Consider the following 13211-nt stretch of genomic DNA (forward strand, 5'->3'; position numbering starts at 1 on the left):
CCCCTACGGGACCCAGTGGTTCCCCGAGGCCGTGATCATGACCTGGAGCTGGATGCTCGCGGAGAAGTAGCTGCTGGTGTCGATCGGGGTGGCCAGCATCTTGTTCCACAGGGCGTCGAGCCACGCCTGGCTGCCGGGGTCGGTCATCGCCGCCACCGCGAACGGGGCGAAGAAGGCGGCCTCGCTGCCCGAGGAGATCGGGGTGCCGTTGAGCTGGTAACCGATGGCGATCTTGTTCGGGTCGCCGCCGGTCTTCGTCTTGATCCAGCTGTTCAGCTTCCGCGCGGCCGCGAGGGACGTGGCGTCCCCGCTGGTCACGGCGTCGTCGGCGATGCGCCACGGGGTGCGGCAGGCGTTCCACCAGTACGCGCCGTCGTTGACGTCCTCGAGGACCTTGCCCGGGGCGGGCTTGGGCGTGGTGGCGGTGTCGACGACGAAGTCCGGGAGGAGCCCGGTGCCGGAGGCGTAGGTCGACTGGAGCCGGGAGATCTGGGTCTGGTGCGCGCCGCGCACGGCGTCCCAGGTCGTGTCGCCGGAGGCCGTACGGAAGGCGCGGAAGTGGTCGGCCATCCAGTCGGAGGTGCGGGAGATGTAGTAGTACTGGTCGCCCGAGCTGCTCCAGTCGCCGAGCTTCAGGAGCTTGGTCGTCGGGTTGAGCTCGTCCTTCTTGATCGCGGCGATGTGCTTGAGCGCGAGGTCCTTGTAGTTGTAGGTGCCGGTGCTGCCCCACTGCTTGTCGGCGAGGAGCAGTCCGTACGCCACGTCCATGTCGCCGTCGGTGGCGCCGTCACCGCCGTTGACGCTTCGGCAGGAGGCGTCCTGTTCGGCGGCGAGCAGGTTCGGGTTGATCGAGGACGGGTGGTCGATCTTCCACTTGACCAGGCCGTCGAAGATCTTCTTGGCGTCGGGGTCGGCGCCCGCCATGGTCGCGGTGACGACCATGCCGTAGCCCTGGGCCTCGGCGACGTACGGGTGGTCGGCGTCGGGCGAGATGACCTGGTACCAGCCGTTGCCGCAGTTCTGCCGGACGAAGGCGGCCTTCCACCTGTTGTAGTAGTCGACGACCTTCTGGTCGTTCGTGGCCTGGGAGCCGGAGGGCTTCAGGATGCCGGCGGCGTAGGGCTTGAGGTGGCTGCCGAAGGGGACGGCCGTCCCGCCGCCTCCGCCGCCGGTGGGCGCGCCGTACACCTCGAACTCCCAGAGGGAGTAGCCGTACGGCGTGCCGCGCCCGGTGCCGTACATCCGGACGTAGCGGCCGCTGCCAGAGACCGTCAGGTCGTCGGTGGCGCCGTCGCCCGCGGTGGTGGAGTAGACGTCGGTCCAGGTGGTTCCGTCGGCCGAGGTCTGTATCCGGTACGTCTTGCCGTACGCGACCTCCCAGTCGAGCTTGACGCGGGAGATCGTGTGGGTGGCCCCGAGGTCGATGCGGATCCACTGGGGATCGACCCCTTCGAGGCTCGCCCAGCGGGTGGCCGCGTTCCCGTCCACCGCGAGTCCGGGCCCGTAGGCCGAGGTCTCGACGGACGAGGACGTCACCGCCTTCCCGGTGGACACGAGGCCATCGGCCGCCTGAGCCTGTGGCATCACCGTCAGGGGCAACGCCAGCAGACCGGCGAGCCCGAGAAGCGAGACGCTTCGTCGACGCATGACAACTCCCTTTCCCTCCATGGCCAATGGTTAGGAAATATTCCTAACCATTGGCGGGGAGAGTAGAGAGAGCCACGCCGGCGCGCAAGACCTCGCGCCAGGCCGGGCGCGGCTCTTCCCGCCACGCGCGTCCGGTCACTCCTCCACGGCCGGCTCCTCGGCGGCCGCCTCGCGGGCCTTCCGCAGCGCCGTGTGGACCGACCAGACCACGGAGACCAGCGGCACCGCCACCACGGCGCCCACGATGCCGGCGGCGATCGAGCCGGCGATGACCGAGATCGCCACCACCAGCGGGTGGAGCCGCACGGCCCAGCTCATGACGAGCGGGTGCAGAAGGTGTCCCTCGATCTGGCCGATCACGACGATGAGGGCGATCACGACCGCCGCGACCAACGGCCCCTGCGACGCCAGCGCCACGACGGCGGCGATGGCGAGGGCGACCGGCGAGCCGATCAGCGGAACGAACGCGGCCAGGAATTCGAGCAGCGCGAGCGGCACCGCGAGGGGGACGCCGAGGAGCCACAGGGCGATGCCGACGAGCACCGCGTTCACGGCCGCGACCAGCACGATCCCGTGCGTGTAGCCGGTGAAGGTACGCCAGGCCGCGCGTCCGCCGACCGCCACCCGGTCACGGACCGAGCGGGGCAGCTGTTCCTGGAACCAGGCCCACTGCCGGTCCCCCGAGTGGACGAAGAACACCGCGGAGAACAGCGCGAGGGCCAGCGTCGTCAGGACGGCCACCACATGGCCCGCGCCGCTCAGCGCCTCGCTGACCAGGGTCGCCCGGTGGCTGGAGACGAACTCGCCGACCTTGGACTGGAGGTCGGACAGCGCCCCCGGCTCCATCCGGAACGGCGGCCGCTCCAGCCAGTCCTCGATCCGGCCGACCCCCTCGCGGAACTCGCGTACGAGGGTCGTCCGCTCGCCCGCCACCGCCTCGCCGACAAGGGTGAGCGCGCCGAGGACGAAGGCGATGCTCCCGAGCAGGGTGAGGGCGACGGCGGCCGGCCGGGGCAGCCCCCGGGCGACGACGTCGGCGACGGGCCGCAGCAGCGCGGTGATCACCAGGCCGAGGAACAGCGCCACGCCGATCTCGTGGAACCGCCCGAGCACCGCGAACAGGCTGTAGACGAGCACGCCGACGATGAGCAGCCGCCAGGCGTAGGCGGCGGCCGTACGAAGGAAGGGGGTCACCGTGGGAGATGTGCCTGGCCGCATGGCGATCGACCTACCACCGAGGCGGCTCCGGGCCACGCGGGGAGCCTGACATTCGCCCGACACGCGCGGGGGATTCGGCCGACCGGGGCCTGCGGGGGACGCGGCGCGGCGGGCGGAACGGCGGGCGCGGCCCGGCGGGCCATATGCCCCGGCCTTCTGGAAGCGCCTCACGCGAGGCTTCCCGCGCGCCTGGATCGCGCGGCCGGTCGGCTCCGGGGGGAGAACTCAGCTCCAGGCGGAGATCACGGTCACGGGGGTCTCGCTCGCCACCGCCACCACGGCGGACCGGTCTTCGTCCGTCCACACGAGCAGGCCGAGGCCGCCCTGAGCGGGGAGGCCCGCGCCGCCGGTGTCCAGGCCGCGGCCGTCCCGACCGGGGAGACCGGCACCGCCGGGGAGCAGGCCGTGGCCGTCCCCGCCCGCGAGCCCCGCCCCGCCGGCCTTCAGTTCGGCCTCCCTGCGCACCCACAGCCGGAGCAGCGCCGGGCCCGGGTCCGACTGGGCGGCGGCGTCGCGGAGGTCGGCTTCGGGCAGCAGGCGACGGAGGACCCGGAGGGGGCCCGGCCTGCGTGTCGAGGGCTCCACGTCGATGCCCACCGCGCCCGGGCCGACGGCCGCCGCCACCACGCCGTCGGCGTGGCTCAGGCTGACTCCCACCCCGGCGTGACCCGGCAGGTACGGGCGCCCGTGCCCGTGGCGTCCGCACCCGGGGCACAGCTGGGCCGGGCCCGCCTCGGCCCACGGCAGTCCGGTGAAGCGGGCCACGCACAGCCGGACGAGGAGCCGGGCCGCCACCACGTCGTCGCGGCGGCTCGGGAGCCGCGTCCCCGCGAGCCTGCGTCGTTCCCAGGGCGCGAGCAGACCCTCGTGCAGTTCCGGGCGGTCGAGGACCTCCCGGGTGCTCGCCACCACGGCCAGGCCCGTGCGGCCGTCGCCGTCCCGGTACGCCGCCGGGCCGGCGGTCACCCGGCGGCGCTCAGGAAGCGCTGCCGGACGCGGCCGAGCGTACGGAAGTCGTCGATGGTGACGTCCTGGAGGTCGATGCTGGTGCCGGAGAGGTCCTCCAGGAGGTCGATGAACTCCAGGAAGTCCATCGAGTCGATGAGCCGGGCCTCGATGAGGTCCTCGTCGGCGTCGATCGGGCCGTCGAGGCCGGGGTTCTTCTCGTGAAGCCACGCGGCGATGCGTTCCATGGGAGGGGTCGCTCCTTACGTCTCGTGCGGGATGTGTGAGGCCTGGGCGGCCGCGCCTCGACTCAGGCGCGGGCGTCGCGGAGCCGGGCCAGGGCCCGTTCGGGGGTGCCGTGGGTGAGGATCATGGCGTGGACCCAGCGCTCGACGCCGAAGGCGACGCAGGCGCTGTACGCCGGGCCTGCGGAGCCGGCGCGGATGTCGAGGCGCTCGCCGAAGAAGTTGCGGTGCCGGTTCACGGAGGCGATGGCCGTCCCGTCGGGGGCGCAGAACTCGTGCTTGACCGGGTCGAGGGCCATCAGCCGGGCGCGGGAGCCGCCCTTGTCGTAGAACGGGTCGTCGGCCACGGCCCGGTTCAGTTCCAGGCCGAGGCGTGCGGCCGTCTCCTGGACGAACCCGGCGCCCTTCTCCAGGTGTTCGACCGCGCCCTGCTTCGTACCGAGGTACAGGACCTCGCGCATGTGGAAGCCCCAGAGCCGGCGCAGGCCGTCGTAGTGCGTCTCGTTGCGGAAGCAGCGGCCGGTGGCGGAGAGGCGGAGACCGCTCTCGCCGACGTCCCGGCCCTCCAGGGAGAGCAGGAGCCCGTAGCAGGTGGCGGACGGCAACAGGTGGCCGGTCGGCCGCAGCGGCAGTTCTCCCGGTGTGTCACCGGCCGCGAGTCCGTCGAGGGCGTCCGGGCCGAACCGCCCTGCGGATACGCCGAGATGGGGGAAGTTGCGGAAGAAGTCGAGTCGCGCCAGGCCCTCCACGGACAGCAGCGGCGGGCCGACGACCTCGGGCGCGGAGAGCTGTGCGGCGAGCCCGGTGAGCAGGGCGTCCAGGCCGTGCAGCAGCGCGGTGCGGACCGGATCGAGTGTGATCAGGCCCGCGCCGGGGCTTCTCAGACCGCCGTCGGGCAGGGCCGTCGTGGTGCTGGGCGTGCTCATGGAACCGCTCCCTCTGGGCATGGGCGAACAGTCGAGACGTGGGGTCCTCGTCGACCACGACACGGCGGAGAAGCCTCCTGATGCTCCATCAGGGACCGGACTGCGCAGGGGGACCCTAGGACAGCCCGGCGCTAGTTGTCTAGACCAACGCCAGCCCATGGGCACGTCTCGGCCACGCGCGGTCCGGAACCCATGGGGAACGTAACTCCGCATATCGAGATGCCACTTGACAAGGACCCTGGTCTAAACCAATTCTTCTGAGCGGCGTGGCCGTCCGACCCCCGGCCACCGCATCCGTCCATCCGTGCCGTCCGCCACCGGCCCTCCGCCGAGGGCCGCCGCGTGCTGCCCACCGGCCCCCGCCTCTGGAGGGACCACATGACGACACCCGCTCCCCGCCGCCCCCGCCCCCGTCTCCACCGGGCGGCCACGGACCGGCCGTACTTCAGCGCGGACGGCGAGTCCTACCTCGCCCAGTCCACCCTGCGGGAGCTGACGAAGACGCGGCCGCTGCGGGTGCTGTCCGACGAGGACTTCGCCCACTGGCAGACGTACGGCTACGTCATCGTCCGCGAGGCGGTCCCGGCGGAGGCCGCGAAGCGTCTGCTCGACTTCGCCTGGGAGTTCCAGGGCCTCGACCCGGACAGGCCGGACAGCTGGTACGAGGACCGTCCGTTCCGTTCCGAGCTCGACCGGCAGCTGCACGTCTACGGCTTCGTGGAGGCGTACCACCACCAGCTGCTCTGGGACAACCGGCAGGCCCAGCGGGTCTACGACGCCTTCGTCGACGTCTGGGACGCCGAGGAGCTGTGGGTCACCCAGGACCGGCTCAACCTCAACCCGCCCAACATCAGGAACCGCGACCGCGCCCTGATCGAACCGACGGACCGGGGCTTCGACATCGAGCTGCACTGGGACATCGACACCACGCTCGGCGTCCCGCCGCAGCGGGTGCAGGGGATCATCGCGCTCAACGACACCCGGCCCGAGTCCGGCGGATTCCAGTGCTGCCCCGAGCTGTTCCGCCGGTTCGAGGAGTGGAAGGTCGGCGCCCCGGCCGACCGGGACCCCCTGCGCCCGGACGTGGACCGGACCGAGTTCCCCGTCGTACGGCCCGACCTGCGCCCCGGCGACCTGCTCATCTGGAACGGCCTGCTCGCCCACGGTGTCGCGCGCAACACCTCCCGGGACCAGGTGCGGGCCGTCCAGTACCTGTCGATGATGCCCGCCCTCGAGGAGCACGAGCGGCTGAGGCGGTCACGCGTCGACTCCTGGCGGCACCTGCGGACCCCGCGCTGGAACCGGACCCTGGTGGGCGACCCCGTTCTCCACGAGTCCGAGCGGTACCCCACCGCCACCCTGAACGAACTGGGCAGCCGCCTGCTCGGACTCACCTCGTGGAGCGAGGCCCGCGCCGAGGTCGGGGAGCCGGCGTGCGCCGTGTCTGCCTGACCCTTCCCACCGACCGGGCCTGCGCCGCGACGATCAGGGCCGTGGCCGAGGAAGCCGCGTACGGCGCCCGCCGTTTCGGAGTCGAGGTGCGCCTCCTCGTCCTGGACTCCTCGGACGCACCGGTGCTCGCCGAGCACCGGAAGACGGTGGCCGCGCTGCCCCCGGCGCCCGGGGTGATCGTGCACCACCTCGACGAGGACGAGCAGCGGATCCTCCTGCGGGAGGTGATCGCCCGGTCCGGCGTCGCGGAACCGGACCGGATCCTCGGCCTGCTGCTCCCGGACCGCGTCTCCTACGGGGCCTGCACCGACCGCGCCTTCCTCGTTGCCGAGGCGCTGGGCTGTACGTCGGTGCACCGCAGGGACTCGGACAGCCGCTACCAGTACCTGGACGGCGAACCGGTCTTCCCCCTCCACCACGAACTCACGGCCCTGGGGCGGCGGGCCGCCGACGTGGCCGGTCTGGTGTCCCGGAGCAGGCTCGACCCCGCCTGCGCTGACCGGCCGGTGGCCCTGGTCGGCGGCTCCTTCGTCGGCGAGATGTCCGTGGACGTCGCGGAGATCCGCCGGCTCGACCCCGCCGTCTACGCGGACGTCGTCGGTCTGTCGATCCCGGCCGGCTATCCGGAGATCTGGCGCGGGAACCTGATCGACGAGTCCTTCCGGGGCGCCGGGACCGCCGCGTTCACGGGCGACCGCACCACGCTGACGAGTGTCAGCCCGACGCGCGTGGACATGTGCAACATCGCCCTCGACCGGGAGGTCTACGGCCGGGTGCCGCTGCCGCCCGCCACCGACACCATCGGCAGCGACTACTTCCTCATCCACCTGGTCCACGACGCGCGTCTCCCCGGCGTCCTCCACAACCGACATATCGTCAATTTCCATACGGGCGAGCGACGTTCGGACGCCGGGTTCCTCGCCTACCAGCTGCGGTTCGCGAAGTTCCTCCTCGCCGCTCCCCACTTCGAGGCCGTGTACGCCGGCATGAAGGAAGCCGGTGACGCCCTGCTCGACCCCGAGGGCCACGTCCGCGCCTCCGCCGTCGCCGGCCTCGTGAGGGCGGGCGCGCGCGCGGACCGGGCGGAGAACGCCGAACGGCTCGACGTCCTCGACCGCTCGTACCGCGCACTCGGCGGCCGCTACGCCACGGCCGCGGACCTCCTCGCCGCCCGCCGCGAGCGACTCCTCGACGAGGCCCGGCGGGACATGGAGGAGTTCGCCCTCCTGACCGACGCCTGGGAGGCCCTGACCCGCGCGAGCCGTCCGCACGACCGCACCGAACCGCTTCACGAGTCCGTGAAAGGCATCGCATGAGCCGAGTGTCCTCGCCCCCGGGGAGCACGCACATCCTCACCGTCCCGTACGAAGGCGGCGAGGCGCGCCGGGGTCCCGTCACGATGGGGCAGGCCAACATGATCCGCTGCATGCTGCGGGACGAACCGGCCCACATCAACATCCACGACGTGTGGCCGGTTCCCGAAGCGACGACGACGGAGAGCGCGGTCGACGCCCTGCGCGCGCTGGCGGTACGGCACGAGGCGCTGCGCACGACGTTCCCGCACGGGCAGCCGACGGGCAGCGCGCCGAGTGAGCAAGTGGTGGCCGGGGACGGAGAGTTCACCGTGACCGTTCTCGACCACACGGCCCTTCCCGGTGCCGCCGCCGCGTACGCCGAGTCGGTGGCCCGCAGGGCCCGCGCCGAACGGTTCCACCTCGACCGGGACTTCCCCCTCCGTATCTCCCTCGTCGCCCTCGCCGGAGCGCCCGTGTTCGTGGCCCTCGCCGCGAGCCACGCCGTGACCGACGTCAGCGCGCTCGCCGTCCTCAAGGAGGAATGGCTGGCGCTGCTCGCCGGGGACGCGCTCCCTCCCGTCGCCTCCCTCACCCCGCTCGCCCTGGCAGCCGAGGAGGCGAGCCCGGCCGGACGCCGGAAGTCGGAGGCGTCGCTGCGGTACTGGGAGCGGATCATCCGCACCGGGCCCCAGGCGATGTTCGCGGAGCCGGGCGCCGAGGGCACCGAGGTGCGCGCCACGCAGCTCGTCCTCCGGTCGCGGCGGGGCGCGCGGGCGCTCGCGCGCGCGGCGGAACGCACCGGCGGTCTGCCGTCCACCGTGCTCCTGACCGCGTGGTGCGCGCTCATCGCCCACCGCACGGAACAGCCCGCGTGCGTCGCCGCCGTCCCCACCTCCAACCGCTACCACCCCCGGCTCGCGCGCTCGGTGAACACCCTGTCCCAGGACGCGCTGCTCTCCCTCGACGTGCGGGTCCCGACCTTCGACGCACTGCTCGGCAAGGCCTGGGGAGCGGCCCTCAACGCGTACCGGCACAGTCAGTTCGACGCGGTCGGCCTCTGGGAGATGATCGGGCGGGCCACCTTCGAGCGCGGCAGCCGCTTCGCGCGCGATGTCGTGTTCAACGACGTCAGCACGCTTCCCGCCACGGTCGCCACCCTCACGCCGGGAGGGGCCGGGGACGATGCGGGGAGGGCAGGGGCGGGGGCAGGACCTGAGCTGGAGCTCGTGGAGGGCCCGGAGCAGGTGCTGCCGACCCGTGTCCTGACCTTCGTCCACGCGATCGATCCGGTGCTCCACCTCGGGACGTGGTTCGATCCCGCGCTCTTCGCACGGGAGGAGGCGGAGGGCTTCCTCGGGGGTCTCGTACGGCTCCTCGAGGCGGCCGCCACACGGGACGTACCGCTCGACTCGCTCACCGAGGTGACGGGGGTACGGCCGGTCGAGCGCGGTCCGGGGTGGTGCCGGGTGGACGGGTCGTGGACGTCGCCGGCCCTGGTGGCGAAGGCACTCGGCGAGGCCCTGGGCGGCCTTCCCGTACACGTGACCACGGACGAGCCGGGCCTTCCCGGACACGCGTCCACCGACGGGCCGCCGGAGGGGACGCCCGACGGGCCCGCCCTGACCGCGTACATCGCGGCTGGCGACGCCCCCCTCACTCCGGCGCGGGCCCACACCGCGCTGATGGACGCCCTCCCGGGCCGTCCCGGGGTCCTGGCTCCCCGCAGGTACGTGATCGTCCAGGACCCGCCGGCGGAAGCGGGGCGGACCGGCGCATGGCTCCGGCAGCAGATTCTCAGGGAAGGGACCGGTCGCGACCGGCGGGTGTGACATGACGATGGATGAGGTGACCGCGCGGCGGGAGCAGAGCTCTCCTCCCAGCCCGTGGCGGTCGAGTCGTTTCCGGCTCTTCTTCACCGCCAGGAGCACCTCGCTCCTGGCCGACGGCATGCTGATGGTGTCGCTCACCACCGCCGTCCTGGGCGCGGGCTACGGGGCCGGCGGCGTGGGGTACGCCCTGGCCGCGTGGATGGCGCCGATCGTGCTGCTCGTCCTGTTCGGCGGCGTCCTCGCCGACCGTTTCACCCCGCAGGTGATGATGGTCGGCGCCGATGTGGTGCGCATGGTGGCGATGCTCGCCCTTGCGGTGCTGCTGATCGCCGCGGACATCCGGCTGTGGCAGATCATGGCACTGCTCGCGCTCAGCGGCGCCGCGACCGCCATGTTCCAGCCCGGCCTGGCGAGCCTGGTCCCCCAGGTCGCCGAGGACGTCCAGCGGGCCAACGCCCTCCTGCGCGTCTCCGAGGCGATCTGCACCCTGCTCGGGCCCGGTCTCGCCGGGCTCCTCGTGGCGTACTGGGATGTGGCGGGGTCCTTCGTGGTCATCGCGGCGGCGTACGCGCTCAGCGCACTGGGCCTCGCGCCGCTGCGGAAGCTCGGCACCGCGCGGGACGAGAGCGACGAACCGATGTGGCACCGGCTGACCACCGGCTGGCACGAGTTCCGGTCCCGCGCCTGGCTGTGGGGGGTCATCGCCGTCTGGGCGGTGTACGGCCTGTTCGTCTTCGGACCGGCCCTCCCGCTCGGCGCGGCGCTGCTCACCGAACAGCACGGGGCCGGCGGATACGGCTGGATCGCCTCTGCCGACGGGGCCGGCACGATCATCGGCGGCCTGCTCGGCATGCGGGTCCGGCCGCGACGGCCGCTCGTGGCGGGGGCGTGCGCGATGTTCTTCTTCGCCCTGAACCCCCTGGCGCCCGCCCTGGGCTGGTCGTTCACCGTCACCGCGGTCACCGGGGTCCTGGCGGGCTGCGGGTTCGCCTTCTGGGGGGTGATGTGGGCGACGAGCGTGCAGACCCACATCCCGCTGGCCGTCCTGAGCCGCGTCTCGGCCTATGACGTCGCCGGTTCCATCATGGTCATCCCGGTGGGCCGGGCCCTGGCAGGACCGGCGGCCGACTCGTTCGGGGCCGACCGGGTGCTGCTGTTCTCCTCGGCCATGGGTGTCGTGTGCATCGGCGTCATGCTCGCCGTCCCCGCCGTCCGCGCCCTCGGACGGGCGCCGGCGAAGCCGCCGGTGACGGAGGGAAGCGGCGCTGCCGCGGGCTGAGCGGTACGAGGGGAGGGCGCCGCCGGCGACCTCCCCTCGGGGGTCTCCTCGGCGGCCGTCTTCACGCCGCTGCGGTCAGGGCCGCGAGGGCGTCCACCACCTCCGTACACCGTCCGTTACGGCGGTAGACGGCCCGCTGCCAGCTCGCTCCGGCTCCGTAGGTGCGGATGCGGTGCCACTGGCGCAGGACGCGCTCGGTGTCACCGGCGAGGTCGAGCCCGGGGCGCGCCCGCTCGACGAGCCGGTCGACGAGTTCGACGGCGGGCCGCTCCCGGGCGGTGCACGGGTCGATTCCGTATCCCGAGAGTCCGTGCCGGGCGGCGAGGTCGTGGGCGAGGAGAAGCCGCCGGGCGGGGACGTGCGGCGCGGGCCTGCCCTCGTGTTCGTCGGTCAGGAAGGTCGTGGCGAGGCCGCGGACGAGGGCCGCGAGCATGACCACCGTGTCCACGTCGGCGTTGGCGTCGGCGACCCGGATCTCCAGGGTGGGCACGTGCTCGGACGGCCGGGCGTGCCAGTACACCATCCGCCGGTCCATCAGGGTCCCGGTCCGGACCAGCTCGGCCACGTGGGCCAGATACCGGGCCTCGTCGAGGTCGGGGGCGGGCCCCACGGTGGGCCACTTCGCGTACTCGACCGAGCGCCAGCTGTCGAAGCCCGTGTCGCAGCGCCGCGCGAAGGGCGAGTTCGCCGTGACCGCCTGCAGGACGGGCAGCCAGGGCGCCATCCGGCGGGAGAGGGCGAGCGCGAGCTCGCGGTCGAGGGTCCCGACGTGGACGTGGCAGCCGCAGACGAGGCCGTCGACCGTGCTGAAGCGGGAGGCGAAGCGGTACGCCATGCGTTGGTAACGGTCGGTGTCCGTGATGGTCAGGGGCCGCTCGGGCGGCACGACGGGGGTTCCGGTGGCGACCGGCAGGCAGCCCTCGGCGTCGGCGGCCGCGCCGATCGCCGCGCGCAGCCGGACCAGTTCGTCGCGGAGGTCGGAGGAGGAGGCGGTGGGGCGGGAGATCGTTTCGATCTGGGCGTTGAAGAACTCGTGCTGCACCTGGTCGCCGAGGCCCTGGGCGGCCGAAGCGATCACCTTGGGGGCGCGGTCGACGGGGGCGCGGCTGCCGCGGTCGACGAGGACGAACTCCTCTTCGACCCCCATGGTCAGGAGCCTCATGGTCCTCTCCTCTCGTCCGGGCCCTGCGGCCCGCGACTACCCCGGTCAGCGCATTCCACCCCCTCCCGGCAGGCCGGGCATGTTTGGGAACCGCCGGGGCAGTGGCACGCCGAAGAGGTGCGGAGGGGGACAGGAGACGACGGCGTGAAGGAGCGTGGTCATGGTCATGATCCGGGCGTCCGACGCGGTCTCGTTCCTCGAAGGGCTCGCGGCGCTCCACACCCTCCGGCGTGACGGGAGGCCGTCCGATGGAGGGATCGGGGACGTCACCGGGGCACGCGTCGGCGCGAGACGGGCCATCGCCGCCGCCCGCGCGTACGGCGGCCGGGTGGCCCTGCCGCCCTCCGGGGTCGGTCCCGGCGCCGCCGGGTCGGCGTCGCGACCCGCGTACCCCCGGGTCTCCTCCGGCAGGCGGAACCTCGACGCCCGGGGGGCCTCCCGTCACGCGGCCGCCGCACCCTCCCCGTACACCGCTCCGAGCCGCCACCCGGCCGCGTCCGGAGCGGCCGCCGGTACGTCGGCACTCGTGGCGCACGCGCTTCTCAACCGGTCGGGCCCGGCACACGGCCCCGTACCGAAAGGCGGTGACCTGTCGTGACGGAACCGGACTTCGAACTTCTGGACATCTCCCTGTACACGGAGGAGCCGGATCGCCGCGTGGTGTCCCTGCGTGCCACGGACGCGCCGGAGACGCCGGAGATCCCTGAGGGGGCAGTGCTCAGCGTCGGCCTCACCTTCCGCCTCGGCCGCGAGATCGAGGGCGTGGCCTTCGAGGACAGCCGTGTCCGCGAGGGGACGGTACTCACGACCGTACGCACGGTCCTCGGCGGCTTCCGGGCCGGAGGCCCCTACGAGGTCAGGCTGCCGCAGGAACGGCTGCCGGTGGGACGGGCTCACCGCGGGGTCTACGAACTGACGGGCCGCTTCACCGACGGCGACGGACGTGAACTCGCCGTGGTGCACCGGCGGATCCGCGTGGTGTGCCAGCCGGCCGCGCACAAGCGCTGGGCCGGCACCGCGATGGCACCGGGGCCCGGGCAGCCTCTCTCCGGGACGCCCGGCGAGACCCTCACCTCATGACGGCATGTCACTTTCCTTTCCTCCAGGGCCGTTCGGCGTACTCACGGAAAGATTCGCTCATGGGCTGACCGAGAAGCGACGGTAAGGGCCGGAGGGAAAGGAGGCAACCGTCTCCGTCGAATTCGCTTGGTTC

The 13211-nt window shown here is 72.8% G+C and carries 12 protein-coding genes; 6 read left to right on the top strand and 6 right to left on the bottom strand.

Annotation, left to right across the window (positions count from 1 at the left end):
- Positions 1-3: 3 nt before the first annotated feature.
- From ACZ4VK_RS35260 to ACZ4VK_RS35280, 5 genes are all read right to left on the bottom strand, one after another.
- Positions 4-1647, bottom strand: coding sequence for a glycosyl hydrolase family 8 (locus ACZ4VK_RS35260; RefSeq protein ID WP_468361597.1), 1644 nt, complete (start codon positions 1645-1647; stop codon positions 4-6).
- A gap of 135 nt (positions 1648-1782) precedes the next feature.
- Entirely contained in the window at positions 1783-2865 is a 1083-nt protein-coding gene (locus ACZ4VK_RS35265) for an AI-2E family transporter (RefSeq protein ID WP_468361686.1), read from the bottom strand.
- Positions 2866-3090: 225 nt separating this feature from the next.
- Positions 3091-3831, bottom strand: a complete 741-nt coding sequence (locus ACZ4VK_RS35270) for a 4'-phosphopantetheinyl transferase family protein (RefSeq protein WP_468361600.1) — start codon at positions 3829-3831, stop codon at positions 3091-3093.
- Positions 3828-4058: an acyl carrier protein gene (locus ACZ4VK_RS35275; protein WP_389685184.1), complete on the bottom strand. Its 231-nt coding sequence runs from the start codon at positions 4056-4058 to the stop codon at positions 3828-3830. The genes ACZ4VK_RS35270 and ACZ4VK_RS35275 overlap by 4 nt, the downstream gene beginning before the upstream one ends.
- A 62-nt stretch (positions 4059-4120) precedes the next feature.
- On the bottom strand, positions 4121-4981 hold the full coding sequence (locus ACZ4VK_RS35280) for an aminoacyl--tRNA ligase-related protein (protein ID WP_468361603.1): 861 nt from the start codon (positions 4979-4981) through the stop codon (positions 4121-4123).
- 378 nt (positions 4982-5359) lie between these two features.
- Here ACZ4VK_RS35280 and ACZ4VK_RS35285 point away from each other — a divergent pair, with 378 nt between their 5' ends.
- Genes ACZ4VK_RS35285 through ACZ4VK_RS35300 form a run of 4 tightly spaced genes read left to right on the top strand, consistent with a single transcriptional unit; the run spans position 5360 to position 10836 of the window.
- A complete protein-coding gene (locus tag ACZ4VK_RS35285; protein ID WP_468361606.1) occupies positions 5360-6433 on the top strand; it encodes a phytanoyl-CoA dioxygenase family protein in 1074 nt (357 codons plus the stop codon).
- Positions 6415-7749, top strand: coding sequence for a DUF6271 family protein (locus tag ACZ4VK_RS35290; protein WP_468361609.1), 1335 nt, complete (start codon positions 6415-6417; stop codon positions 7747-7749). The genes ACZ4VK_RS35285 and ACZ4VK_RS35290 overlap by 19 nt, the downstream gene beginning before the upstream one ends.
- A complete protein-coding gene (locus ACZ4VK_RS35295; RefSeq protein WP_468361612.1) occupies positions 7746-9557 on the top strand; it encodes a condensation domain-containing protein in 1812 nt (603 codons plus the stop codon). The genes ACZ4VK_RS35290 and ACZ4VK_RS35295 overlap by 4 nt, the downstream gene beginning before the upstream one ends.
- Position 9558: 1 nt before the next feature.
- Positions 9559-10836, top strand: a complete 1278-nt coding sequence (locus ACZ4VK_RS35300; RefSeq protein ID WP_468361615.1) for an MFS transporter — start codon at positions 9559-9561, stop codon at positions 10834-10836.
- Positions 10837-10897: 61 nt separating this feature from the next.
- On the opposite strand, the gene ACZ4VK_RS35305 is transcribed toward ACZ4VK_RS35300, so the two are convergent.
- Entirely contained in the window at positions 10898-11998 is a 1101-nt protein-coding gene (locus tag ACZ4VK_RS35305) for a carboxylate-amine ligase (protein WP_468361618.1), read from the bottom strand.
- 160 nt (positions 11999-12158) lie between these two features.
- On the opposite strand from ACZ4VK_RS35305, the gene ACZ4VK_RS35310 reads away from it, so the two are divergent.
- Complete coding sequence (locus ACZ4VK_RS35310) at positions 12159-12596, top strand: hypothetical protein (protein WP_468361621.1); 438 nt, start codon at positions 12159-12161, stop codon at positions 12594-12596.
- Positions 12593-13078 carry a hypothetical protein gene (locus ACZ4VK_RS35315; protein ID WP_468361624.1) on the top strand — a complete coding sequence of 162 codons (486 nt, stop codon included), beginning with the start codon at positions 12593-12595 and terminating at the stop codon, positions 13076-13078. The genes ACZ4VK_RS35310 and ACZ4VK_RS35315 overlap by 4 nt, the downstream gene beginning before the upstream one ends.
- Positions 13079-13211: the final 133 nt, after the last annotated feature.

It is taken from the genome of Streptomyces sp. NPDC028711, from assembly GCF_055565415.1.

Coding starts and splice junctions, on each gene's coding strand:
- ACZ4VK_RS35260 (WP_468361597.1), bottom strand. CDS start 1,647: ATGCGTCGACGAAGCGTCTCGCTTCTCGGGCTCGCCGGTCTGCTGGCG.
- ACZ4VK_RS35265 (WP_468361686.1), bottom strand. CDS start 2,865: ATGCGGCCAGGCACATCTCCCACGGTGACCCCCTTCCTTCGTACGGCC.
- ACZ4VK_RS35275 (WP_389685184.1), bottom strand. CDS start 4,058: ATGGAACGCATCGCCGCGTGGCTTCACGAGAAGAACCCCGGCCTCGAC.
- ACZ4VK_RS35280 (WP_468361603.1), bottom strand. CDS start 4,981: ATGAGCACGCCCAGCACCACGACGGCCCTGCCCGACGGCGGTCTGAGA.
- ACZ4VK_RS35285 (WP_468361606.1), top strand. CDS start 5,360: ATGACGACACCCGCTCCCCGCCGCCCCCGCCCCCGTCTCCACCGGGCG.
- ACZ4VK_RS35295 (WP_468361612.1), top strand. CDS start 7,746: ATGAGCCGAGTGTCCTCGCCCCCGGGGAGCACGCACATCCTCACCGTC.
- ACZ4VK_RS35300 (WP_468361615.1), top strand. CDS start 9,559: ATGACGATGGATGAGGTGACCGCGCGGCGGGAGCAGAGCTCTCCTCCC.
- ACZ4VK_RS35305 (WP_468361618.1), bottom strand. CDS start 11,998: ATGAGGCTCCTGACCATGGGGGTCGAAGAGGAGTTCGTCCTCGTCGAC.
- ACZ4VK_RS35310 (WP_468361621.1), top strand. CDS start 12,159: ATGGTCATGATCCGGGCGTCCGACGCGGTCTCGTTCCTCGAAGGGCTC.